Raw genomic sequence first — 23,992 nt, forward strand, 5'->3', positions numbered from 1 at the left:
CATGACACGTTCACTCAAAGGACTACTGGCAGATATTGCTCTGGTTGGAAGCGGCCATCACTGTCATGACGAAGCCAATATTATTGCCGACTGGCTGATGTCAAGCGAGGAAGGACAAGAAGCAGCAAACCTGATTCGGCTCTCTTCTCTAACGAACCAAGGCAAATATCAACAGGCTCTGGATTTTGGTCGGGATCTTCCCTGGCCCAGTCTGGAACCGTGGTTAGCGTTGTGTGAGTGGCGTTTGGGTTTGGCATCAGCTCTGGAGCAGAGACTGACGCGAATGGCGGGCAGCGACGATCCACAATTGCTCTCCTTCGTTGACGGCATGCGGGAACAACTGGCTCATGAATAGGATTGAAGGACCATCCTATAACACCGTGTCGCAACCAACGGTACAGCCTTCGGTCAGTTCCAAGCACCAGCACAGCTTTGAGCAAGCACTGGAAACCACGCCTGATCAGCAAATGCTGAAAGAGCGCCAGCAACGCTGGCTTCAGGGAGAACCGCTGGAAAACGTTTTAGCCGACTTCGATCCAGCGACACAGCGCAAAGTGACATGGCAGTGGTATCAGGCTTTATCGTCTGACAAACAGCCTTCCCAACGTGCTCAGTTAGAAGACAAGCTGATCGCTCCGGTACAAGAGCAGCTATGGTCACAGTTTGGTGGCTTGACAGGCAATATCAAGCCATCACTGGATATGCCAGAACTTAGAAAGATTGTTCGTGAATTCGCCCCCACAGGTCGACAACAGGAGACAGTGCTCCTCAAGATACTCGGCAAGATTGAACCTATTCCTGGCAATGAGTACCTGAGTGACCTTATCCGGCAGGAGTTGAAAACATTGATCCCCCGTAACGGTATGGTGGATAACCTGATGCGAAACTCACACAAACCTGATTTGGAAGAATAATGGATCTACCGCCACTCAGTAAAACAAGGATAGACAACCTAGATAAACTCAACACACCTTAAATTTGGAGGAACAATGGATCTACCACATATAAGCGAGACACTGATCACCAGCCTGGATGAACTCAACACATCTCAGGCCAGTGCCGAAAATATTGCGAGTTTTGAACTTGCTATGTCCAATCAAGATCAGGGGATTGAAAACAATCTGATCAATGAATTAGGTCAGATCAGGCAACAACTTACTCAGGCGAAACAAGATCTGGAAACACAGCTAGCGGTCCCTAGCAGTGATCCTAACAGCCTGATGCAAATGCAGTGGTCTCTGATGCGGATCACCCTGCAAGAAGAGCTGATTGCCAAAACGGTAGGACGACTCAATCAAAACATTGAAACCCTAATGAAAGCCCAGTGAGGAGCTGTGAAGAAACACTATATAATCTGCGTTATGCTCGCTATCCTGATGCTAACTGGCTGTAAAATCGAACTCTATACCGATGTGAGCCAAAAAGAAGGCAACGAAATGCTGGCCTTGCTCAGGGAAGCGGGCATTTCCTCTGATAAGCAACCAGACAAAGATGGCAATATCAAGTTGTTAGTCGAAGAGTCTGATGTGGCACAAGCTGTTGAAGTGCTCAAACGTAAAGGATATCCACGGGAGAACTTCTCTTCGTTACAAGATGTCTTCCCCAAGGACGGCCTTATCTCCTCGCCAATAGAAGAACGTGCGCGGCTCAACTTCGCCAAAGCGCAGGAGATTGCCCGAACACTTTCCGAAATCGATGGCGTGCTTGTAGCACGAGTACACGTTGTTTTACCCGAGGAGCAAGACCGATTGGGCAAAAAGCTATCGCCAGCCTCTTCCTCGGTGTTTATCAAACACGCAGCGGACGTACAACTCGACACTTACATCCCTCAAATCAAGCAACTGGTTAATAACAGCATTGAAGGGTTGAGTTATGATCGGATCAGTGTCGTATTAGTACCCGCAGCAGGCGTACGTCAAGTACCGCTGGCACCACGCTACTCCACTCTGTTCTCTATCCAAGTGACTGAAGAGTCACAAGGGCGGCTGATTGGACTGTTTGTGCTATTATTGGCCCTGTTATTTATCAGCAATCTGGCACAATTCCTGTGGCACCGAAGCAGGATGCAATAATGGTAACAGCATTAACGCCCTATCAGTTTCGGTTTTGCCCTGCCAGCTATATTCATTCTGATCATCTATCACCAGAATGGCTTGCAGTCTTATCTTCCCTACCTGAGTGGAGAAACTCTCCCAGGCTTAATGGACTACTACTAACCCAATTTGATCTGAATGTGGATTATGAATTACCAACTGGATTGGGAAACATCGCCCTGTTAGAGCAATCGTGCTTAGAACAACTTCTTACCTGGCTAGGCGCTTTACTTCACGGGCAAGCTATCCGCCATTGCCTAATGGCGGCAGAACTTCGCCACTTACATGGCTCACTAGGAAAAGAGGGACATCACTTCTGCTTAAAGTATCTCGACATCATTATCGGCAACTGGCCGACTGGCTGGCAGCGCTCATTACCATCAGAAATCAATGCAAACTATTTTCGTACCAGTGCCTTACAGTTCTGGCTAACGGCGATGGAGTCTCCTCCTATCGATTTCGCTAAGCGCCTGAGCCTGCGGCTTCCCTCTCATGAAAACCTCGCGGCCTGGCCTATCAGCCAGGCAGAACGACCGTTGGCACAAGCATTGTGTCTCAAATTGGCTAAGCAAGTGAACACAGAATGTTACCATTTATTAAAATAACAGCAGAGCATCTTCAACTGTCTCCTGAACTCCAAATACTGCGTAAAGCGGACTATCAAACCTGCCTCAGTGCCAAATCTCTGCTTGAGGCTGCCCGGCTCCAGGCACAAGAAATTGAACGTGGCGCGCAGGCGGTGTATGAGCAACAAAAAGAGTTAGGTTGGCAAGCAGGCATTGATGCTGCCCGCGCAGAACAAGCTAACCTGATTCATCAAACCCAGTTGCAATGCCAGCAATACTACCGGCAGGTCGAACAACAAATGAGCAATGTAGTATTACAGGCTGTACGTAAAATCCTAAAAAATTATGACCAAGTTTCCCTCACCTTACAGGTAGTTCGTGAGGCCCTGTCATTAGTCAGTAACCAAAAACAGGTTATCCTGCGCGTTAATCCTGAACAGGCCGCAACAGTTCGCGAACAAATATCACGGGTACACAAAGATTTCCCTGAAATCGGCTACTTAGAGATCACTGCTGATGAGCGTCTCGATCAAGGGGGCTGTATTTTAGAAACAGAAGTCGGGATCATTGATGCCAGTTTGGATAGCCAATTAGACGCGCTGATGTCAGCCATCAATAATCAATGGCAAAATTGACGACGCCATCACGTTTCAAAGAGGTAACCAGTTTTCGACGGAAAGTGAAAATTTCTTCTGCCGTTATTAATATTCTCTATTTCGACAAAACATTATGATTCACTCTATCTGATATCCAAGCGCATATTCCTCAAAAGAAACCACTAAAGGAGTGACCATTGTCTCCCATTTCAGGTATTAATCACCAAAGAATATTTCCTACCCAACAACTCGATATCACAGCCGTTAATCAACCACAGGGGGAACTATCGGGTAAATCCCTAAAAATCTCTTCACCCAGACCAGGATTATTAGAACGCCTTTCAGCGACGATTCAACGCAATCTACCGGGCCACTCCATGCTCGATCGCCAACTAACTACCGATGGCAAGAAGAATCAGGAAAGCCGCTTCTCGTTCAGCATGATAAAGGACAGAATTGTTCACTTTGCGGTGAGCACTAAGCTAGGGAGCGTTCGGGATTCTGCGAGTAAGCACGGCGGCGAAGTGACTTTCAAATTTGCCCAGACCAAAGGTGCCTTTCTGGACCAAATCATGAAACATAGTGACACCTCCGGCGGGGTTTGTGAATCCATCTCTGCCCACTGGATAAGCGCTCATGCCAAAGGTGAAAGTGTCTTCGATCAGCTCTATGTGGGCGGCCAAAAAGGTCAGTTTAATATTGATTCCCTGGTTTCCATTAAGCAGTTACAGATGGATGGCCTAGATCCATATGCCGAGCAAAGCCAAATAACCGAATCCTGGCTCCGTGAGAACGGTATCCAACCACGAAGTCCACTTGAAGTAAGCGGCGAAACTGGCGCCAAAGGTACAAAAGATCTATTAAACGCCATCCTGGATACAGGTGATAAAGGATCAGGCTACAAGAAAATCAGTTTTGAAGGACAAATGGCCGGGCATACAGTAGCCGCCTATGTAGATGACCAGAAGGGAGTTACCTTCTTCGATCCTAACTTCGGCGAGTTCAACTTCCCGGACAAAACTTCATTCTCCAACTGGTTCTCTCAAGATTTCTGGTCCAAATCCATGTACAGCAAGGAAATCGGGCTAGGTCAAAATTTCTACATTTCAAACTTCGAGCCTAAAACACTATGACACACGACTATCACCAGCTTATAGAAGCGCTGTTCTCTAAACTCGGGGTGTCCGCGTCCCCTACCGACGATGATATCTACACTCTGGAAGTCGATGGACGTTTTCAAGTATTGATTGGCTGTTATCACGACAACTGGCTACAGTTGTTCTGCGAATTAGGGTCCGAAGTCAGTCATGCCAACAATCTTTTTGGGCAACATTGGCCGGCTCATGTCCAGGGAGATTTGGATGGACAAGCCATTCTATGGTCACAACGCCCTTTAGCCGAAGTAGATGTAGCGGAACTACAAGCCTGGTTAGAACGATTTATTGATGATATTGAACAACGCCTGACACCTAACACAACCCAACAGCCTAAAAATCTGCCGCCTTCCTTGATGCGGGTTTGATCGCTAAATACAAGCCACTACCGGGATATAAGTTCAATGGGAACTTCAATATTTAGTCCTCTTTAAACTGAAAGGTAAAAGTTAAATAAGCCAAATAGAGAATCAAATAAAATACTACTCTGTCACCATGCAAAAAACCCGCAACTAAGCGGGTTTTTACTCATTAACAACTTTAACTACTCAGGATATTACCTTCATCGCTATCGTAAAGTCGCTAATAGATTTAAACAGTTAAGTTAAATCAAGATAATACGATAACATTTACTGCGGATGGACCTTTAGCGCCACTCTCAACAGAGAATGAAACTTCCTGACCTTCTTCCAATGTTTTGAAATTATTACCCTGGATTGCAGAATAATGAACAAAAACATCCTTGCTACCATCTTTCGGAGAAATAAATCCAAAACCTTTATCGTTGTTAAACCATTTTACTGAACCAGTCATTGCATTAGACATAGAATTTTCCTTTAATTTTATTAAGTTGCCATAAGGCGTTATGAGGTCTGTTTTTCAGTTTTACTTATGGGTACTAATTAGAAGGAATTCGCAATGAAGTGGTATCGGGGATAGCGCTAAATGGTGAACTGCTTTAACTTTCTTTTCATAAATAGGTCTGTACTTCCAAACCAGTGACGCTATTAAATCACATTGATTGGTCATTAGCAAATTTTAATTTCATTTATTTTTCCCTATTTGATCTTTACCTTTTCCTAAATTACGGCTTTATCAATTTTTGAGTTCTCTGTTCAGGGGCTCTGTGGCGCGATTTACCTGAACGTTATGGCCCCTGGAAAACGGTTTATAACCGATTTAACCGCTGGTCAAAATCAGGCATTATCGACAAAATATTTAACCACTTATTGTCCACTCTCGATGAAAAAGGCTTAATTGACAGGTCTGAGATTTGTCTGGATGGCAGTAATATTCGCGCCAGTAAAAATGCCGCAGGGGCGAAAAAAATATCCTGATATCACTGACGATCATGCGCAGGGTCGTTCACGCGGTGGTTATGGCACTCTCTTAGAAATCCTAACCTACAATTACCTTAGCAAATAGATTAAAAGTACGGCATTAAATACAATGCCGTACCTCTCGGTATAACCAAATCATCCCTGCACCATACACCTATAAGGCTAAAGTGAACTAAACCCATTAGAAGCCCCTCACACTTACCCATTTTCCCCCTTGCTCCCATTCGGCAAGGCTTTCTATACTCCTAACACTGCGGTTTCTGTTACATAGTACCTGTTATCACTTAGGATCTGTTTTCTATGCACTCAGCCTTTATCGGGTTTACACAATGGGTTAACACGCTCTCACCACGTGCCTTGCGCGGAAAGTTGACTATTTCTCTCTCTAACCATAGGAAATACATAGGAAAATGTAAAAATGCAAAAATTAATCGTTAGCAGGAAAAGCGCCTCGTTTCCTCTTCTTCACCCTAAACGACGAGGTTTCTCGGAGGTTAACTGATGAAACAGGAAATCAATCAACGATATCGTACCCTATCCGACAGCTACGGTTGGGATCGTATCTTGACTAACAGCCCCAAAATGATGGCGTTGTGCTGTGATACAGCAAAAATTGCCCGTAGCCACGCCAGGGTATTAATTACTGGCGAAAGTGGTACTGGTAAAGAACTCATCGCTAAAGCCATTCATTATCATAGTCCGCGGGCTAAAGGACCGTTCATCAAAATTAACTGCGGGGCTTTACCAGAGTCCTTACTCGAAAGCGAGTTGTTCGGCCATGAAAAAGGGGCTTTTACTGGCGCACAGATACAGCGTCAGGGGCTATTTGAGCGTGCTAATCAAGGCACCCTACTACTGGATGAAGTTGGCGAAATGCCCCTTAGCCTACAAGCCAAACTGTTGCGCATTTTGCAAGAAAAAGAGTTCGAGCGTCTTGGTGGCAGCCGAACCATTAAAACCGACATTCGTTTGATCGCAGCAACCAACCGTGATCTGGCTGTCATGGTGGAACAAGGAGAGTTTCGTCGGGATCTCTTTTACCGCCTTAACGTTATTCATCTTTCTCCCCCTCCGCTACGGGAACGTCCTGAAGATATTACTTTGCTGGCCTATCATTTCCTGCAAAAATTCAGCACGGAAAACAATAAAGAGATCATCGAATTGGATGCCAGTACACTGTCAATTCTGGAAGAATATCACTGGCCGGGTAACGTTCGCGAACTTTCCAACGCCCTTGAGCGTGCAGTCATTATGAGCACTGGACGGGTTATTTTCCCCGACGACCTACCTGCACATCTGTTATTCAAACCGCCTCCACCGCTAAGTTCCGAGCCTCAACATACGCTGGAGCACGGCCACAGCCTGAAAGAAAGCATTAAATCCTATGAACGCAGATTGATCAGTGCGGCGTTAGCACGCAATCAGGGCAATCGGGCACAAACCGCTCGAATTCTAGGTATTAGTCGCCGGGCGCTAATGTATAAACTTCAAGAATATCGTATTGATCCACTGAATCTGGCGGAGTAGACAATCCTACACCGGCAAAACAGAACGCTGATGGCGAAACAAAACGTGCACACCTGTGCAAGATTTTGCACACCTATTCTCAATTACTCGACAAGCCTGCACACACTTTCCTCAATTACTCAATTAGATTAAATATAACCATTTAAATTTCAATTAATTATAAAATATCCTTATTTAAATCCAGTAACTGGCACACTTATTGCTTTACTAATACGTGCCTATATCCATATATCACATATAGGAATCGATATGAAAAATAAACTCATTAACACACAACAAGCTATAGCGCATTTTTATGACGGCATGACCATTATGGTTGGCGGTTTTATCGGTGTAGGCACACCTCCTGGTTTAATCACCGCATTACTAAACTCTGGTGTAAAAGATCTGACTCTGATTGCCAACGATACAGGCCGTATCGATACCGGCATCGGCCCCCTTGTGGTTAATAACAGAGTGAAAAAAGTCATCACCTCACATATTGGCACTAATCCGGAAACCGGACGCAAAATGCTTGCTGGAGAAATAGAAGTAGAATTGGTTCCTTTGGGAACATTGATCGAACGTATTCGCTGCGGAGGAGCCGGTCTGGGCGGATTCCTAACCCCTACCGGAGTGGGTACTATTGTAGAAAATGGAAAACAAAAAATAACCCTCAATGGAACAGACTATTTGCTAGAACTCCCGCTACGCGCCGATCTAGCGTTGATTCAAGCTCATCTTGCTGATCATCATGGTAACCTGACCTACCAGTTAAGCGCCCGAAATTTTAACCCAGTGATCGCTCTGGCTGCGGATATCACGATTGCCGAGCCGGATGCATTGGTTGAAGTGGGTGAGATTGCACCGGACTGCGTTATGACACCTGGCGCATTGATTGATTACATCATTTATCCAGAAGGATAACTCATAATGAACGCCAAACAACTTATTGCCAACCGTGTTGCACGTGAATTACAAGATGGCGACGTTGTCAATCTTGGCATCGGTATTCCCACGCTAGTCGCGAACTATCTGCCCGATAACATTCATATTACCCTCCAGTCAGAAAACGGCTTTCTGGGTCTTGGTCCCGTTATAGAACCCTATCCGAATCTGGTCAATGCCGGTGGAAAACCCTGTGGCATCCTGCCCGGTGCCGCCATGTTTGACAGTGCATTCTCTTTTGCCTTAATACGTGGTGGTCACATAGATGCTTGTGTGCTAGGCGCTCTGCAAGTTGATCAACATGCCAATCTAGCTAACTGGGTAATACCGGGGAAAATGGTCCTTGGTATGGGAGGGGCAATGGATCTTGTCACTGGTGCCCGCAAAGTCATCATTGCAATGGAACACTGCACCAAAGACGGCTCAGCAAAAATCCTCAAGCAATGTACCCTACCGCTAACCGCCGTCAACAAAGTCAGCATGATTGTTACTGAATTAGGTGTTTTCTGTTTTGAACAGGGCCAGTTAATCCTGAAAGAACATGCGCCAAATGTCACATTAGAGACTCTGCGGGAAAAAACCGAGGCAGAATTTAATATCGCACATGACCTCAAAATCATGCCTATACCAAAGGACAGTCTATGATTAGCGATATCCTGACTGGTTTTATCCGTACTATTCCACCACTTCACCAATCGCCGTGATGCGACCACGCATGAATATTCACTGGTCGGATTATAAATAGCAAAGAGCCGAATGTCAGTGAATGAATAGGCCCAACTCTCCTTCATATTCTGCCAGTTTGATATATACCCTTCATCTTTCAAGCTGCTGCTTTGTTGTCTACTTTCACTCAAGAAATAAATCCACCCCAACATCCGGCATTATTTGATATATTTCTGGTTGCAAAATTTCCGGTTATTTATTGCTATCAACCATACAAAAATAATTAATCTTATAAGATATAAGAATATTCCATTATTCTCGTTCCTAACTAGACTATGATCGGCGTGAGTTGGCAGGAATTGTTTTTACAATAATTCAATATGTTAATTATAAAATAGTATTATTTAATTTAAGGAAAGTATATGAGTCTCAAGAATGATTTTAAAGCTTTTTCTATTAGTAATAATGCTAACGTAGTAAGCCAAGAAGGGTATGAAACAAACCCGGCTTTAAAGACTGGATTTCCACCAGAGAATATTACTACTCATTTACTCAATAAAGTATTACGTCAATCTTCAACAATATCATCTGTGATAGCTAACTTTATCGCTACACAATATGGCGATGATGTTCTGGATGATGGGGATATAATCAAACTCACTACTCAATTAAATAGAGCCTTAGAAAAAAAGATCGCGACAGAAGTTCCAAGTGCTTCACTAACCCAAAAAGGAATTGTTCAACTCACAGATAAAACAGGCAATAGCAATTCACTTGCAGTAACTCAAAAACTTGTTTCTGATGTAAATGATAATGCTAACAACAGATTAGCAAAAAACCAAAATGGCGCAGACATTCTTGATAAAAACGCGTTTGTGAAAAATCTTGGCTTAGCAGAAACCGTCAACTTAGCTAAAAATGCAGTGCCGAATAGTAGAAAAATTAACGGGAAAGCGTTAACCGGGGATGTCATTCTGAATGCCGGGGACGTGGGAGCATTTAGGCTCGGATTAACAGAAAGATACACTGTTAATAATCAAGTCCCTTGGAATGCAGGCACAGGGTTATATGATTTGCTGAACCCTGGAATAGATTCTGCTCATATTGCTCATTTCAATAATGGCATTGGAAGTTGCCCAGCTTTTCAGTTGAAAGTGCTGTACAAAAACCGAGGGATTGCTTATCGCTCTGCCCGTGATAATTATGGCTTTGAGGAAGATTGGACTGATATTTATACAACAAAAAATAAACCAACGGCGGCGGATGTTGGGGCATATGCAAAATCCGAGGGATCTGAATTTATCCAAGCAAAATATATTAATCAGGCAAATATAAGTGATTTTACCGCATGGATAAAATCATTGCCGCAGGGCGGTCATGCATTCAGATTTGGAGCGAATGATAGTGGTATTGGGTATGCATGGTCGGGCGGCTACATAACAAGAATGAATGACATATGGGCAGGATTTGTCGCGCATTATGACAATGCCGGTATTAGCTTTATCCACGGAAATGATGGAGGCGGAAATACAAAAGTTAGCCGACTTTGGACAGATAAAAATGCCCGCTCCGACGCTAACGGCATTCTCAGAGTATCCAGCCCAGTTGTCGATATTCACCCAGACGGAACTTACGAGTTAACCAGCGAAGCTGAGGGAGTGACGGTTAAACGTATGGATACAGGGAAATATCGTATCAGCGACTGCAACGGTTTTGCCAAAGATGGTGCATGGGGAATTCACGGTGGAACTATCATCCCGGCAGACAGCAACGGGTTAAATCTGATTTGGATTCGTGAATCGGTAGACACAGCCAGCGGCGATATAACAATTGAATGTTACCATCGTCAAAATAAAGACGCTCCGGAATTTGCTCAAAATCAGCGCGTAAAAAGTGTAACTGCAACAGGGGAAGTCGTTTATTACAATGATGCTGAACCATGCGATATTCCAGACGGAAGAGTAATTAATATTCGTGTGCAACTACCTGAAAAACCATAATAATGAAGGCAGGCTCCCAAAAGGAGCCTAAATTATAAATTAACACCAAAAACACATCGAACTTACTTACGACGCCAGCTTGTCCCCTGCGGCCCATCTTCCAGTTCAATACCCATCTCATTTAATTGATTACGAGCAGAATCCGCCAGCGCCCAATCTTTGTTTTTACGGGCATCGTTACGCTGCTTAATCAGCGCTTCAATTTTAGCAATCTCTTCATCGTCAGCCTGAACACCACGGTGCAAGAATTGTTCCGGCTGTTGTTGCAACAAACCTAAAATACCCGCCAACTTGCGCAATGCAGCCGCTAAACCATTCGCTGCGTCCATATCTTCTGATTTCAGGCGGTTGATTTCACGTGCCATATCAAACAGTACCGAATAAGCCTCTGGCGTATTGAAGTCATCATTCATTGCTTCAATGAAACGCACCTCAAATACTTTACCACCGGCCGGCTGTACAGAAGCCTCTGTACCTCGCAGAGCGGTATAAAGTCGTTCAAGTGCGGTACGGGCCTGCTTTAGGTTATCTTCTGTATAATTAAGCTGACTGCGGTAATGGCCTGACAGCAAGAAATAACGTACCGTCTCGGCATCGTAATATTCCAATACGTCACGGATAGTAAAGAAGTTGTTCAGCGATTTGGACATCTTCTCTTTATCCACCATCACCATCCCAGAGTGCATCCAATAGTTCACATACGGGCCATCATGGGCACAAGTAGATTGCGCAATTTCATTTTCATGATGCGGAAACATCAGATCAGCCCCACCACCATGAATATCAAAATGATGACCTAACTGTTTATTGTTCATGGCGGAACATTCAATATGCCAACCAGGACGGCCCGCTCCCCACGGCGATTCCCAGCTTGGTTCCCCAGGCTTGGACATTTTCCACAATACGAAATCCATCGGGTTACGCTTAACATCAGCCACTTCCACTCGCGCCCCTGCTTGTAACTGGCTGAGATCCTGACGGGAAAGCAACCCGTAATCCTGATCACTCTCGACGGAAAACATGACATCACCATTATCTGCGACATAAGCATGACCACGTTTTATCAACGATTCAGTCAGCTCAATAATCTCCGGGATATGCCGGGTCGCACGAGGTTCCAGCTCAGGACGTAAGATATTCAGCGCATCAAAATCTTTATACATTTCCGCCAACATACGACCGGTCAGATCATCACAGCTTTCACTGTTTTCTGCCGCGCGCTTGATGATTTTGTCATCAACATCGGTCACATTGCGTACATAAGTTAAATCGTATCCCAAATAGCGCAGATAACGAGCAACCACATCAAAAGAAACAAAGGTTCTGCCGTGACCAATATGGCACAGATCATAAATCGTGATACCACACACGTACATCCCGACTTTCCCTGGATGGATTGGCTTAAATTCTTCTTTCTGACGGCTGAGGGTATTGAAAATTTTTAGCATCGAGATTTTCCGTAAATTCACTGTACGTGTGTTAAAAATAACGAATTGATAATTCTGGATTTATGTCCTTATCTCATCAATAAATGCTCGATATGGCATAGTCCAATAGGATATTGAAACCTGATATTAAGCGCTTTGCAAGGTTGGCGATCAATATAGCCCACTGAAACTAATAGGTACTGACTCATTATGGTAGATGTGATATAAAAGCCGCCTGGTCCAAATGCCCTAAACTGGGTTAATCAAAACTATTATTAGGATTTCAATTATGGTGACTTTCCATACCAATTTTGGCGATATCGTAATCAATACTTTCGCCGATAAAGCTCCTGTAACTGTTGAGAATTTCTTGAACTACTGCCGCAATAGCTTCTACGATAATACTATTTTCCACCGTGTTATTAACGGTTTCATGATTCAGGGTGGTGGATTCGAACCTGGTATGAAACAAAAGCCGAATGATGCAGCTATCAAAAACGAAGCCAATAACGGTCTGAAAAACAACCGTGGTACTTTGGCAATGGCTCGCACCAACGATCCACACTCAGCAACAGCGCAGTTCTTCATTAACGTTGTTGATAATGATTTCCTGAACTTCCGTTCTGAGCGCCCTGATGGCTGGGGTTACTGCGTCTTTGCCGAAGTGATAGAAGGTATGGATGTTGTTGATAAAATCAAAGGCGTTTCTACCGGCCGCAGCGGTATGCACCAAGATGTACCACTCGAAGATGTTATCGTCGAAAAAGTCACCGTCAGCGAATAATTCTCTGTATATGTGCACACTTTTTATCGCGGATTTACATCTCAGCGAACATGAACCGGCAATCACTGCCGGTTTTCTGCGTTTCTTGCGTGAGGATGCTATTCAGGCAGATAGCCTCTATATTCTCGGCGATCTGTTCGATTACTGGATTGGCGATGATGACAACAACCCTCTCCACCGTGAAATCGCTAATGCATTAAAAACCGTGCAACAACAAGGTGTTACCTGTTATTTTATTCATGGTAACCGTGACTTTCTGCTCGGCTCGCGCTTTGCTAAAGAGAGTGGCATCATATTTCTTCCACAGGAAAAAGTACTGGAACTGTACGGTAAGCGAGTGCTTATTCTGCACGGCGATACCTTGTGTACTGATGACGAAGGTTATCAACGATATCGTAAGCGGGTTCATACCCCGTGGATCCAACGTCTGTTTCTATTATTACCTCTGTCTATCCGTCAAAAAATTGCCGTCAAAATGCGAGCAAACAGCCAATCGGTCAACAGCAGAAAATCCGAAGCCATTATGGATGTAAACCAGCAAGCTATTATTGACACTTTTAAGCGGCATCAAGCTGACTGGATGATTCATGGACACACCCACCGCCCTTTTGTACATGAAGTTCCTCTGCATGATAAAACCGTTTACCGTGGTGTACTTGGTGCATGGCATCATCAGGGATCAATGTTCAAAATAACGGATAAATCAATCGATCTCATCTCTTTCCCATTCTGATTAACCAGGAACACCCACATCCGGGTATCACTAATGAAAGTATAAAGTAACGCAATCGTTTTCCTTAGCTTGTGAGCATGATATGATCCGCGGCCTTAAAGCGTTATTTTCATTCTGGTGGACGTTAAAGCACAGGAGCATTTGATTTATGACTGCCCAACCTGATTTAGCAGGAACAACTCAACACAATGCCAAAATCGCCATTGTCATGGGTTCTAAAAGCGATTGGACGACTATGCAGCACGCGGCTGATATTCTCATTTCTCTTAATGTACCTTTTCATGTTGAAATTGTTTCTGCTCACCGTACACCCGATAAACTATTCAGTTTTGCCCACCAAGCTGAACAAAATGGTTTTGATGTCATTATCGCTGGCGCCGGTGGCGCCGCTCATTTACCTGGCATGCTGGCTGCTAAAACGCTGGTGCCGGTTCTCGGCGTACCGGTACAAAGCGCTGCGCTGAATGGGGTAGACAGTCTCTACTCTATCGTACAGATGCCAAAAGGGATTCCTGTCGGCACGCTTGCGATTGGGAAAGCCGGCGCGGCAAACGCAGCTCTATTGGCCGCACAAATTCTGGCTCGTCATGATAAAGATTTACTGAAACGCCTCAGCCATTGGCGTGAAACACAAACTCAGGATGTACTCGATAATCCCGATCCACGGGAGGAAGCATGAAGCCAGTTTGTGTATTGGGAAATGGTCAACTCGGTCGCATGTTACGTCAAGCTGGTGAACCTTTAGGTATCACGGTTTATCCTGTTGGTCTGGATGCAGAACCGGAAGCGGTTCCTTATCAGAATAGTGTTATTACCGCTGAAATTGAGCGCTGGCCAGAAACGGCCCTTACCCAGGAACTAGCCCACCATAAGGCTTTCGCTAATCGAGATATCTTTCCCCGTCTGGCCGATCGTCTGCCACAAAAGCAGTTAATGGATAGCCTTGGGTTAGCAACCGCTCCGTGGCAATTATTGTCTGATACCAACCAATGGCCACAATTATTCTCTGAGCTCGGTAATTTTGTTATCGTTAAACGCCGCATTGGTGGTTATGATGGCCGAGGACAATGGCGCATTCGTCCTGGAGATGAAACAGAATTACCCGCCGATATTTATGGTGAATGTATTGCTGAGCAAGCAATTCCTTTTTCTGGCGAAGTTTCATTGATAGGTGCCCGCAATAAGAATGGCGATTGTGTGTTCTACCCATTAGCGCACAATTTGCATCAAGATGGCATTCTCCGTGCCAGTGTTGTCTTTCCTCTGGAAAATTACCCTTTACGACTACAACATTACCATTTACAACAACAGGCCGAGAATATGTTGTCAGCTATTATGCACGAGTTGAAATATGTCGGCGTGATGGCCATGGAATGTTTTATTGTCGATGATAATTTACTGATCAACGAACTCGCACCGCGCGTTCACAACAGTGGTCATTGGACTCAAAACGGCGCATCTATCAGCCAGTTTGAATTACATCTCCGTGCTATTCTGGATTTGCCCATGCCTCGGCCAGAAGTCACCAAGCCGTCAGTGATGATCAATTTGATTGGTACAGATATCAATACACAATGGCTTAGTTTGCCCTTGGTACATTTACATTGGTATGAGAAAGAAGTCCGCCCCGCACGTAAAGTGGGTCACCTTAATCTTTCTCACTTTGATAAAAATGAATTAAAAAATACATTGCAGAAACTTATCCCCATGTTGCCATCTGAATATCAGAGTGGCCTTGAATGGGCGCAGGAAAAATTAATTTAACTAACGTCTGACACTGGCATTATTTGTTTATTAAACTGATCATCCTGATTTGTGTACACAATAGCCCTACAGTAAGGATACAAATAGTAAGAGATAGAGAGGCACATATGAATATAGCCACGTTAAGAGCTCGCGTTTCTGGAGATCTGAAAAATGCGGTAGCACAAGCCGCTCAGGATAATAGCTTGGACATGTCTAGCTTTGTTCGTCTGGTATTAACTAGAGCAACAAAAGAACACCATGTTACTAATGCTACAACGCAAATATCTATCCATGAACTGGAAAGTGGTGGAGGTACAAGTGTAGATACCATAGATGAATTTTGGGGCAAAATTTTCCAATAAAATATGCTCAGAATTCACTATTTTAAGCAAAACTCAGGTTGACTATTTATCATGGCACATATGACCAATGGACATCAAAATAATCAGGCGTTTGTCATTTAATGGCTTGGGATTAATTGTGGAAGCGGAAGTAAAGTGACTTACCGCTTCACACCTCAACTCATTTCAGCTCATTTATATTCCTTCAATTATCATATTGTTCTATTAGTATTAATCGATCTAGATATAGTATCTACAATCGTTCTCGTTGTTTGATCTATTTCATAATTAAGCAAATCACCAACTTTAATATTACCCAAATTAGTAGCCCTTAACGTTTCTGGAATTAAATTTAATGCTATGGTTTTGTCTTCTTCATTTATGCCATTGATTGTTAAGCTACAACCATGCAGCCCAATAAAACCTTTATGAAAAAAGTATCTTATATTATCTCCAGGAATATTAATCACTAATCGATAAGTTTCACCAGTTTTAATAAAATTAACGACTTCTGCTACACCTTCAATATGTCCATATAAGCTATGACCGCCATTTTCTTTATTCATTTGATGTGATCTTTCAATATTAACCTCATCCCCTACATTTAAAAACTTTAATGTGGTCACATCAGCCGTAAAATCTGATATATCAAAATAAACGATATCATTTTTAAATTGCGTGACAGTCAGGCATGTACCATTAATCGCAACACTAGCCCCCACAGGAACATCATCAAAGAAATGGTTATCATTACTGACGGTCAATGTACTAAATCCTTCTCTTTTCTCAAGAGATAATACGTTTTCTTTTCCTTGCACAATTCCAGTATACATAATCACTCCTTTTTCTTAAGCAGAAATAACCCTGTTGAATAAGAAACCTTATGTTCTCCAGAAATGTATTTTTGATAAAGAGAATCATAAAATTCGTTAATGGCATTTTCTTGATCTCCTTTATCAAATTGCTGATATACAACAGATCCACTCCCCAAATGCCAATCTCTAAAATCCTCATAAGTTGAAAAGTTAACAGACTCTTCAATCCTATGGCTTTTGATTATATCAAATCCTTTTGTAGAATTAATAAATTTTTCACTGTTAAACCGATAATCATCGAACACGACCAAAGGTGAAATTGGAGGGTGTTTTTCCCTAATTTTCTGTAATACTTCACCCTGAATATCTTTCTCTCCTAATGAAAAATTGAAGTCAAAAGCACACGATAAGAAAAATTTTGCACCTGGGCGTAGAAGGTGCAGTATTTTATTTATAACCTCTTGCTCATTGGGGATAAACCAATGTAAACAAGCCGCACAAATTACTGAATCATATAACTTTACTTCAGTCTCCTGATAATTTAAAAAATCAGAAACTATAAAACTACATTTTTCACTGGAATTTTGTGAACGTGCATAATTAACCATATCTTGTGAAATATCAATCCCAAGATAATTTCTAATATTACTATCTTTTATAAAATTTAATGCATTCCCCGTTCCACAACCAACATCCAAAATATCACCTTCTATTTCGGAAAAATTTAGCAACAGTTCTAAACACTTAAATTGTAAATTTTTAGATGTACGTTGATATCCTTCAGGTTTAAACCATACATTTTCCATAAGTAACTCCTCGTATATTATTATTAAAGCAACCCGTATTGACCATTTCCAGGCGCTAAACCAAGCTTTTGACGAACATCAGCAGATTTAGCTGGAGTTATTTCTAATTCATCCGCTAATCTGATTACTCTTTTAATAAGATCTTCATTAGTAGCCAAAACAGTTCGCTTTCTGTCATACCAAATATTATCTTCTAAACCAATACGGACACCGTATCCTGAAGCAAGTGCTAATGACGTAGTCTGTAACTGGTAATTTCCTAAACCAGCAAATGAACACGTCACATTATCAGGAATATTTGCCAATAACGCTGATATATTTGAAAAACTATTTTGAGCTCCAAAGATATTACCAAGAAGTATGTTAGCATATATCTTTTGGGGTATTACTTTCCTTTTCATCAGAAAATAAATACAATTAGCCATTCCAAGATCAAATATTTCCACCTCAGGTGAGATAGATTTATTTTTCATTGTTTCAGCTAGAAATTGAATTATCTCTGGAGAATTAACACTTGCTTGATTAATAAAATTCAAGGATGACAATGTTAAACTTCCCATATCTGGTTTAATATTACCATCCAGCTCCAAAGGTGAGGCTCTTTGATGATGATCTGTAACATTTCTCCCACTCAAAGAAACACAAATAATAATATCTTTATTGTGTCTTCTAATACCTGAGATTATTTTTCCATATGCTTCAGCAGATATAATCGGTTTACCTGTGATTTCATCCCTTGCATGAATATGTGCTATCGAAGCACCATATTCTGATGCCTTCAATACATCTTCAACAATTTCATTTACTGAGATAGGTACATTAGGATTCATTTTCTTTGTTGGAACCATCCCCGTAGGGGCAAAGTTCAATATGAAATCATTCATTTTCTCCTCACTTATAAATATTTATTACGTGAAATTTCTTCTCAATTTTACTTTTCAGATAACTTTCATTTTCTTTTGTTATATATACTCCAGTAGGAATAACTTGATTTACAGTGATCCCACCAGATAATAAACAATCTACCTTTTCAGGATTATTAGTTATTATGTCAACAACATTAATATTTAAGGCTCTAAGTATTAAAACTGCATCGTCAAAGCTCCTTAAATCATCTTTATAACCAAGGAGCTCATTTGCAGTAAACGTATCAATACCTTTATTTTGTAATTCATAGGCATCTAATTTAGAATACAATCCGATCCCTCTTCCTTCTTGACGTAAATATATAATTAACCCATGACCTCTTTCATCTATCTTTTTTATAGATTCTTGTAATTGAAAACCGCAATCACATCTATGTGAGCCAAAAACATCACCAGTTAAGCATTCAGAATGTATCCTTATTAAGACTGGAACGTTAGTTTTCAATTTACCTATGCTAATTGCAAAATGTTCGTCTTCCAAACCAAAAAATGTAATAAAATTAGTCTCCTTTGATGTATTTTCAATTGGTATAAGTACTCTTTTTCTGATTTCTATATTTTTCATTCTTCACTCCATAAATACTTTTCAATAAAATTTTCTATTTCATCCTTTAATAATCCAACATTTACATCAACGCCTTTAGCTCTCAATATACTGATACTTTTCCCATTATTTTTTGAATGTGGATCAATAATACCGACAAAAACTCTTTTGAAATTATGTTCAATTATTTTTTCCACACAAGGTGGAGTCTTCCCATAAAAAGAACAAGGTTCCAACGTAATATAAATTTCACATTCATTTAATGGTATTTTTGATATACTCTCTATTGCAATAATTTCAGCATGTTTGCCTCCATATTTCTGAGTAATCCCCTTTCCTACCACATTATTATTATGTGTTATCACAGCCCCAACAGGTGGATTGGGTAAACACATAGGTAATGATTTCATTGACTCATACAGAGCCATCCTCATAAAACCCTCATTAATCTCATCCAATTAATTCACCTTGTTTTTAATAAAAAAAGAATTTAAAAAAGGAATTAAAAGTAAAAAAAACATAATTGAAACATATGAGTATAAATAAAAATCTCCATTTACAGTCAACCCATCATTAAATTCAATAACAGTAAATAATAGCGCAGGGATAGATTGGCCAAGCATAGAATTAAGTTGCATTATAGAACTATTTAATATATTAGCTTGATATAGGATTTCTTTCTTTAATCCATAAAAAGCAACCGAAGAATAGCCTAGAAATTGAAAAGACCTAGCAATTCCATGTAAAAAACACAATAAATAAACAAGTTGAATATTTTTATATATAAAATCAAACCAGAAAAATAATATTGAAATTAATGTCATAAAAGATGAAAATATAAAATACCATCTTATGTTTTTTATATGAACCAAAACATTAGCTGCCACCGGCTTCGTAATAACATTCCCCAAAAAAATAAATACAATGCAAACCCCACTTTCAAGTGGCGTATAACCAAAAATAGTTATCAATGACAACGTTAAGAAAACGGGAAAACAATATATTGCCACTCTGAAAAAACTACCAATAACTATATTCATCCTAAAAAAATCGTTTACCAACAAATCAACATTAAATATTCTATTGTTCTTTGATTTTACAAGTAAATATACAAAACAAAAGGTAATAATTATTGAAAAAAATGACAACTCTATATATTTATTAGTTATAAAACCAAAAAATGCAAAAATAGATAGTACAATACCAAGCCAAGGATAATATGATCTAAAATTAATCTTTTCATTATCTTTAGCTAAATGCTCACCATTCGATAACCATTTAAATGATATCATAATAATCGATAAAGAAAGTAACAAAACAAAATAAAATATATATCGCCAACCATAATATTGAGTTATATATCCTCCTATAATAGGAGCAAATACAGGAGCAAATAGAGCAGGCCATACCAAATATGCCATTACAATAGGTATATCCTCTTTATTCGTTTTACTTAATACTAACGCTCTACCTACAGGTACAACTAATGCACTACCAAAACCTTGAATTACCCTGCCAATAGACAATATATATATATTATTACTTATACTACATAAAAAAGATGCAATAAAAAAAATAATCATACCTATAATGAATTTTTTTCTTACTTTAATTTTACTAAAAAAATTCATATTCAATGGAGTAAAAACTGCCAAAGAACATACATAAGAAGCTATGGCAATTGTCGTTATCCCTATTGTTACGTTTAAATCATCAGATATATCTATCAATGATGGAGTAAATATTGTCGCATCCAACACTTCTAAAAAAAATGCTGCGGAAACGATAAAAATATCAATTCTGTTATTAATATTTTTATTCATTTTAATAACCTAATGCTACACCATAACTTCTAGGATCTGATATTGAAAAAAGCAATCCATTTACTTTATTGATACCAGCCATTTGTACTACTCCTAATTTATCACTAAGGCCATTTGTACAAATGAATGGCTTTCCAAGTCCTTTCATTTCTGTCAGATAAGTTATCTCTTTAGTTTTTGGGTGATATCCCATGTTAGCAAATCTTGGTTCTTTTATTGCTTCATATGGTTGATATTCTTCAGCCATTATTTTGTTAATAATAAATGATAAAGTTTGAGACTGCACCGGACCACCCGATGTCCCTATTACAAAACTAATATCATCTGATTCCACAATGACGCAATTATTGGTATGTTTAACAGGAGAATAGCTCCTAAAATCATCTCCTTTTCTTATTTCGTTAAATGCATAGCATCTATTAGAAAGTAAGATCCCTGTATTTTTCACTTCAAAAAGAGCACCTAAAGGCGTAAAAATTGAATTCGAAATCCCTATTAAATCACCATCTCGATTAACACCAGCAAGAAATATCGTATGACTTTGTTTATTAATGATATCTTTCTCATCTAAAAAGCTATTTTCAATCATGTCAAATAGAGATATTGCTACTTCCTCAATTTTATCTACATAATTAATTATACTAGGTTCAATATGGATAGCCTTCTCTTCTATGTACGGTGCAAGATTACAAATTTTCGCATAATCAATTTTTTGATTTTTCTTCGCAAATAATTCATAAATCTTTAAAAACAGAAAAAGCTCTCTCCAGGGACTATTCGCTCCATGACAGAAAACATTACACTCCATAAAGCGCATGGTTCTAACTTCACTATAATTAGGTATGAAGTTTAAAAAGTCAGATTCAGAATACAATCTATTATCATACTTTGCTAACTGCGTGTAAACTTCATCTCCTAATTTCCCCTTGTATAAGTCCAAGAAACCCGCCGTAGAAACCCTTCTCATCATATCAATAAATGAATGATTTATATGTTTTTCTCCATTAAGTAACATTCTCCATTCATTCATTTCCGTGGTTTCCGATAACTCCAATTCGGCTTTATTTAATAATTTTTTAATTTGAGGAATTTTAATAAACCCTCTATTGAAATCATCTGTGATTAACGTTTCTGTGATTCTTTTTAGATCTACATTCCTTTTCCTTGCTAACATATCAAACGCATAAGGGGCGCCATAAATCATAGTGCTATATATCCCCCTCCTTGGAATGCGTTTTAACCCTTTACTTTCATAAGAAATTGCATTTTGATATGTTCCTGTTTTACCCGTTCCATTTATAGCAGATATTTCCCCATTATTTCTTTCCATTATTATAGCGTCACCACCTAAACCACAAAGATGTGGTAAATTAAAAAATAAAGACATACTCACTTTCATAGCACCATTACATAACGAAAAAGAGTTATTTTTTTCAATAATATATTCATTTATACCTGATACAGTTGATTTGTAATGAGGTGATGAAAAACAAATACTATTACCCCAAGCCAGGTTAGACATAATTATTATCCTTTACCATTTGAACCGAAAAATTTATTTATTATTTTACATTGATGTAAAATACACTTTCATTATTAAATAGAATTTAGTAAATAATATTACAATCAAAAAAACAGTGACATTTATCACAATTATACAAAATGTTATTTCATATAATTGTGATAACTTGAAAAGACTATTCCATATCTAATTATTGTTTAATTCATTTCGACTTAAAAATAAAAACCCATAACCAAGCGGATTCGATTAATAATTTCATCCCTCAGGAACGGCGGTCAGTTGCTATATTTCAGCATCTTACTCACCAAAGGGAAATGCATTTATAGACACATCTTCGGATTGCAAGTAAGCCTTATCGCAAACGGTACAGAAAGAGGAAAAATAAAAAATCGCATCACCCACGTAAGACATTGGGGTATAAAACACCTAATGAGTTACTCTTAAATAAAGAAAGTTATTTTATAGTATAGGTAAAGTCGTTTGCACTTATTATGCGAATGTAAGCTATAGTAATATTTAAAATCCAAAAATATCTCCTATCTAAAGTTAAAAAAACAACTAATAAAGATCAAAAACAATCAACATATTACTGACACTGAAAAATGACTAAAGTTAGAATAATCTTATTTTTCTACACGACTCACCATTCATCAATAAAAGCAAATATCCCTTTGACAAAACTGCTCCATTAGCTCAATGTTATTGCCATTATTAGTCCGATAACGTACGAAAAGGGGAACCCTCGTGTTATTTACTTGGAAAGTCCAAGATACTAAAAACTGTCTACCGTTTTTTTCCGACTTATGGCCCTCGATTCCATCTTCTCCCACTATTTATCAGGCAACAACCTGGCATTGGCTCAACGCCAAATTAAAAAAAAGTGGATTATCTGCAATGTTATTATTACTACCAATAATCGTTCAAGCTCAAACCAGTCATTTTGTTAATTTTCAATCTATTGATACCAGTCTGTATATGCAGTTTGAAAATCGGGTCGATCCCAAAAAAACGATTTCACCGATTTTAGAGGCTTTCGGCGACTACCGTGTCGGCGATATGTACGTTTATAGTATTTGGCAAAACTCACTGCAAAGTGATTATCAAGGTGATAAGAGCACCTACTATTATAAATTTGTCCCCAGAGTGAGCTTGAGTAAAGTTACTGGTAATGATATCTCTTTTGGGCCGGTAAAAGATATTTTGTTCGCTCAATGGGTTGCCAAAACCAAGGGGATGGATTACGACTATTTCCCCGGTATCAGTATTGACTGGCAAGCTAGCTGGATTAGCTGGTTACGGACAATTTTTTATTTCGAGAATAATGCCAAAGGAAGCTGGAATGATCAGAGAATCCACATCGACTACGGAATTCCCTTCAATAACCGTTTAGGTGATTTCCGGGTTGTCGGGACTTTCGATTATACATTAGGCTTACATGGACAACCCAAAACTATCGATTTCAAACCCGAGTTGCACTATGATTTAGGAAAATTCCTAAGCAATCAACCAGGTCACTTATGGACTGGCATCGTCCTGAACCCAATAAAAAATAAATACAAAATAAAAGATACCCCTTATTATCGAACGGATCAATTTAGCTACGGGATCTTTATTCGATATAGTTTTTTCTGATACCGAAATAAAATATCAGAAATT

26 protein-coding genes and 2 pseudogenes are annotated in these 23,992 nt (G+C 40.0%); 19 read left to right on the plus strand and 9 right to left on the minus strand.

Annotated elements, in window-relative coordinates; translation table 11 throughout:
* Position 1 precedes the first annotated feature (1 nt).
* The 8 genes from D3222_RS04300 to D3222_RS04335 all read left to right on the plus strand — a co-directional run bounded on the left by D3222_RS04300 (position 2) and on the right by D3222_RS04335 (position 4,777).
* Positions 2–355: a YscG family type III secretion system chaperone gene (locus D3222_RS04300; protein ID WP_118985032.1), complete on the plus strand. Its 354-nt coding sequence runs from the start codon at positions 2–4 to the stop codon at positions 353–355.
* A complete protein-coding gene (locus tag D3222_RS04305; RefSeq protein WP_118985033.1) occupies positions 348–914 on the plus strand; it encodes a YopR family T3SS polymerization control protein in 567 nt (188 codons plus the stop codon). The genes D3222_RS04300 and D3222_RS04305 overlap by 8 nt, the downstream gene beginning before the upstream one ends.
* Before the next feature lie 75 nt (positions 915–989).
* Positions 990–1,328, plus strand: coding sequence for a type III secretion system inner rod subunit SctI (gene sctI, locus D3222_RS04310; protein ID WP_118985034.1), 339 nt, complete (start codon positions 990–992; stop codon positions 1,326–1,328).
* Between the two features lie 33 nt (positions 1,329–1,361).
* Entirely contained in the window at positions 1,362–2,072 is a 711-nt protein-coding gene (gene sctJ / locus D3222_RS04315) for a type III secretion system inner membrane ring lipoprotein SctJ (protein WP_118985035.1), read from the plus strand.
* A complete protein-coding gene (locus tag D3222_RS04320) occupies positions 2,072–2,698 on the plus strand; it encodes a Yop proteins translocation protein K (protein WP_118985036.1) in 627 nt (208 codons plus the stop codon). The genes sctJ and D3222_RS04320 overlap by 1 nt, the downstream gene beginning before the upstream one ends.
* Entirely contained in the window at positions 2,677–3,294 is a 618-nt protein-coding gene (locus tag D3222_RS04325) for an HrpE/YscL family type III secretion apparatus protein (protein WP_118985037.1), read from the plus strand. The genes D3222_RS04320 and D3222_RS04325 overlap by 22 nt, the downstream gene beginning before the upstream one ends.
* 158 nt (positions 3,295–3,452) lie before the next feature.
* Positions 3,453–4,388 carry a YopT-type cysteine protease domain-containing protein gene (locus D3222_RS04330; RefSeq protein WP_118985038.1) on the plus strand — a complete coding sequence of 312 codons (936 nt, stop codon included), beginning with the start codon at positions 3,453–3,455 and terminating at the stop codon, positions 4,386–4,388.
* Positions 4,385–4,777, plus strand: coding sequence for a CesT family type III secretion system chaperone (locus D3222_RS04335; RefSeq protein WP_118985039.1), 393 nt, complete (start codon positions 4,385–4,387; stop codon positions 4,775–4,777). Before D3222_RS04330 ends, D3222_RS04335 begins: the two co-directional genes overlap by 4 nt.
* A 241-nt stretch (positions 4,778–5,018) precedes the next feature.
* On the opposite strand, the gene cspE is transcribed toward D3222_RS04335, so the two are convergent.
* Entirely contained in the window at positions 5,019–5,234 is a 216-nt protein-coding gene (gene cspE, locus D3222_RS04340; RefSeq protein WP_118985040.1) for a transcription antiterminator/RNA stability regulator CspE, read from the minus strand.
* A gap of 281 nt (positions 5,235–5,515) precedes the next feature.
* Between cspE and D3222_RS04345 the strand changes: the two are divergent.
* The 5 genes and pseudogenes from D3222_RS04345 to D3222_RS04365 form a co-directional block, all read left to right on the plus strand.
* A pseudogene (locus D3222_RS04345) lies at positions 5,516–5,813 on the plus strand (transposase); the annotation flags it as partial.
* Between the two features lie 437 nt (positions 5,814–6,250).
* Positions 6,251–7,276, plus strand: a pseudogene (locus tag D3222_RS04350) (sigma 54-interacting transcriptional regulator); the annotation flags it as partial.
* A 249-nt stretch (positions 7,277–7,525) separates the two neighbouring features.
* Complete coding sequence (gene atoD / locus D3222_RS04355) at positions 7,526–8,182, plus strand: acetate CoA-transferase subunit alpha (protein ID WP_118985042.1); 657 nt, start codon at positions 7,526–7,528, stop codon at positions 8,180–8,182.
* A gap of 6 nt (positions 8,183–8,188) precedes the next feature.
* Complete coding sequence (locus D3222_RS04360; protein WP_118985043.1) at positions 8,189–8,848, plus strand: CoA transferase subunit B; 660 nt, start codon at positions 8,189–8,191, stop codon at positions 8,846–8,848.
* A 443-nt stretch (positions 8,849–9,291) separates the two neighbouring features.
* Complete coding sequence (locus tag D3222_RS04365) at positions 9,292–10,869, plus strand: phage tail protein (protein WP_118985044.1); 1,578 nt, start codon at positions 9,292–9,294, stop codon at positions 10,867–10,869.
* A 62-nt stretch (positions 10,870–10,931) separates the two neighbouring features.
* Here D3222_RS04365 and cysS read toward each other — a convergent pair whose 3' ends face one another.
* Positions 10,932–12,317 (minus strand): cysteine--tRNA ligase, encoded by a 1,386-nt coding sequence (cysS, locus tag D3222_RS04370; RefSeq protein ID WP_118985045.1) that lies wholly within the window; start codon positions 12,315–12,317, stop codon positions 10,932–10,934.
* Positions 12,318–12,585: 268 nt separating this feature from the next.
* On the opposite strand from cysS, the gene ppiB reads away from it, so the two are divergent.
* From ppiB to D3222_RS04395, 5 genes are all read left to right on the plus strand, one after another.
* Positions 12,586–13,080, plus strand: a complete 495-nt coding sequence (gene ppiB / locus D3222_RS04375; protein ID WP_118985046.1) for a peptidylprolyl isomerase B — start codon at positions 12,586–12,588, stop codon at positions 13,078–13,080.
* A 10-nt stretch (positions 13,081–13,090) separates the two neighbouring features.
* Complete coding sequence (gene lpxH, locus D3222_RS04380; protein WP_118985047.1) at positions 13,091–13,813, plus strand: UDP-2,3-diacylglucosamine diphosphatase; 723 nt, start codon at positions 13,091–13,093, stop codon at positions 13,811–13,813.
* Between the two features lie 148 nt (positions 13,814–13,961).
* Entirely contained in the window at positions 13,962–14,492 is a 531-nt protein-coding gene (gene purE / locus D3222_RS04385; RefSeq protein WP_118985048.1) for a 5-(carboxyamino)imidazole ribonucleotide mutase, read from the plus strand.
* Positions 14,489–15,577 (plus strand): 5-(carboxyamino)imidazole ribonucleotide synthase, encoded by a 1,089-nt coding sequence (purK, locus tag D3222_RS04390; RefSeq protein ID WP_118985049.1) that lies wholly within the window; start codon positions 14,489–14,491, stop codon positions 15,575–15,577. The genes purE and purK overlap by 4 nt, the downstream gene beginning before the upstream one ends.
* 107 nt (positions 15,578–15,684) lie before the next feature.
* Positions 15,685–15,921, plus strand: coding sequence for a hypothetical protein (locus tag D3222_RS04395; protein WP_118985050.1), 237 nt, complete (start codon positions 15,685–15,687; stop codon positions 15,919–15,921).
* A gap of 191 nt (positions 15,922–16,112) precedes the next feature.
* Here D3222_RS04395 and D3222_RS04400 read toward each other — a convergent pair whose 3' ends face one another.
* The 7 genes from D3222_RS04400 to D3222_RS04430 are packed head-to-tail and all read right to left on the minus strand — an operon-like array spanning position 16,113 to position 22,336.
* Positions 16,113–16,733, minus strand: a complete 621-nt coding sequence (locus tag D3222_RS04400) for a riboflavin synthase subunit alpha (protein WP_118985051.1) — start codon at positions 16,731–16,733, stop codon at positions 16,113–16,115.
* Positions 16,734–16,735: 2 nt separating this feature from the next.
* Complete coding sequence (locus tag D3222_RS04405; RefSeq protein WP_118985052.1) at positions 16,736–17,521, minus strand: class I SAM-dependent methyltransferase; 786 nt, start codon at positions 17,519–17,521, stop codon at positions 16,736–16,738.
* 23 nt (positions 17,522–17,544) lie between these two features.
* Positions 17,545–18,405 (minus strand): 3-keto-5-aminohexanoate cleavage protein, encoded by an 861-nt coding sequence (locus tag D3222_RS04410; RefSeq protein ID WP_118985053.1) that lies wholly within the window; start codon positions 18,403–18,405, stop codon positions 17,545–17,547.
* Positions 18,406–18,412: 7 nt separating this feature from the next.
* Positions 18,413–19,012, minus strand: coding sequence for a GTP cyclohydrolase II RibA (gene ribA / locus D3222_RS04415; RefSeq protein WP_118985054.1), 600 nt, complete (start codon positions 19,010–19,012; stop codon positions 18,413–18,415).
* Entirely contained in the window at positions 19,009–19,449 is a 441-nt protein-coding gene (locus D3222_RS04420; RefSeq protein WP_118985055.1) for a bifunctional diaminohydroxyphosphoribosylaminopyrimidine deaminase/5-amino-6-(5-phosphoribosylamino)uracil reductase RibD, read from the minus strand. The genes ribA and D3222_RS04420 overlap by 4 nt, the downstream gene beginning before the upstream one ends.
* A complete protein-coding gene (locus tag D3222_RS04425) occupies positions 19,450–20,814 on the minus strand; it encodes an MFS transporter (RefSeq protein ID WP_118985056.1) in 1,365 nt (454 codons plus the stop codon). It lies immediately after the preceding gene.
* Position 20,815: 1 nt separating this feature from the next.
* Entirely contained in the window at positions 20,816–22,336 is a 1,521-nt protein-coding gene (locus D3222_RS04430; RefSeq protein ID WP_118985057.1) for a gamma-glutamyltransferase, read from the minus strand.
* Between the two features lie 744 nt (positions 22,337–23,080).
* On the opposite strand from D3222_RS04430, the gene D3222_RS04435 reads away from it, so the two are divergent.
* Entirely contained in the window at positions 23,081–23,968 is an 888-nt protein-coding gene (locus tag D3222_RS04435; protein WP_232832395.1) for an outer membrane protein OmpK, read from the plus strand.
* The last annotated feature ends 24 nt before the right edge of the window (positions 23,969–23,992 follow it).

Origin of the sequence: Photorhabdus sp. CRCIA-P01, from assembly GCF_003545805.1 — a bacterium.
GTDB lineage: Bacteria > Pseudomonadota > Gammaproteobacteria > Enterobacterales > Enterobacteriaceae > Photorhabdus > Photorhabdus antumapuensis.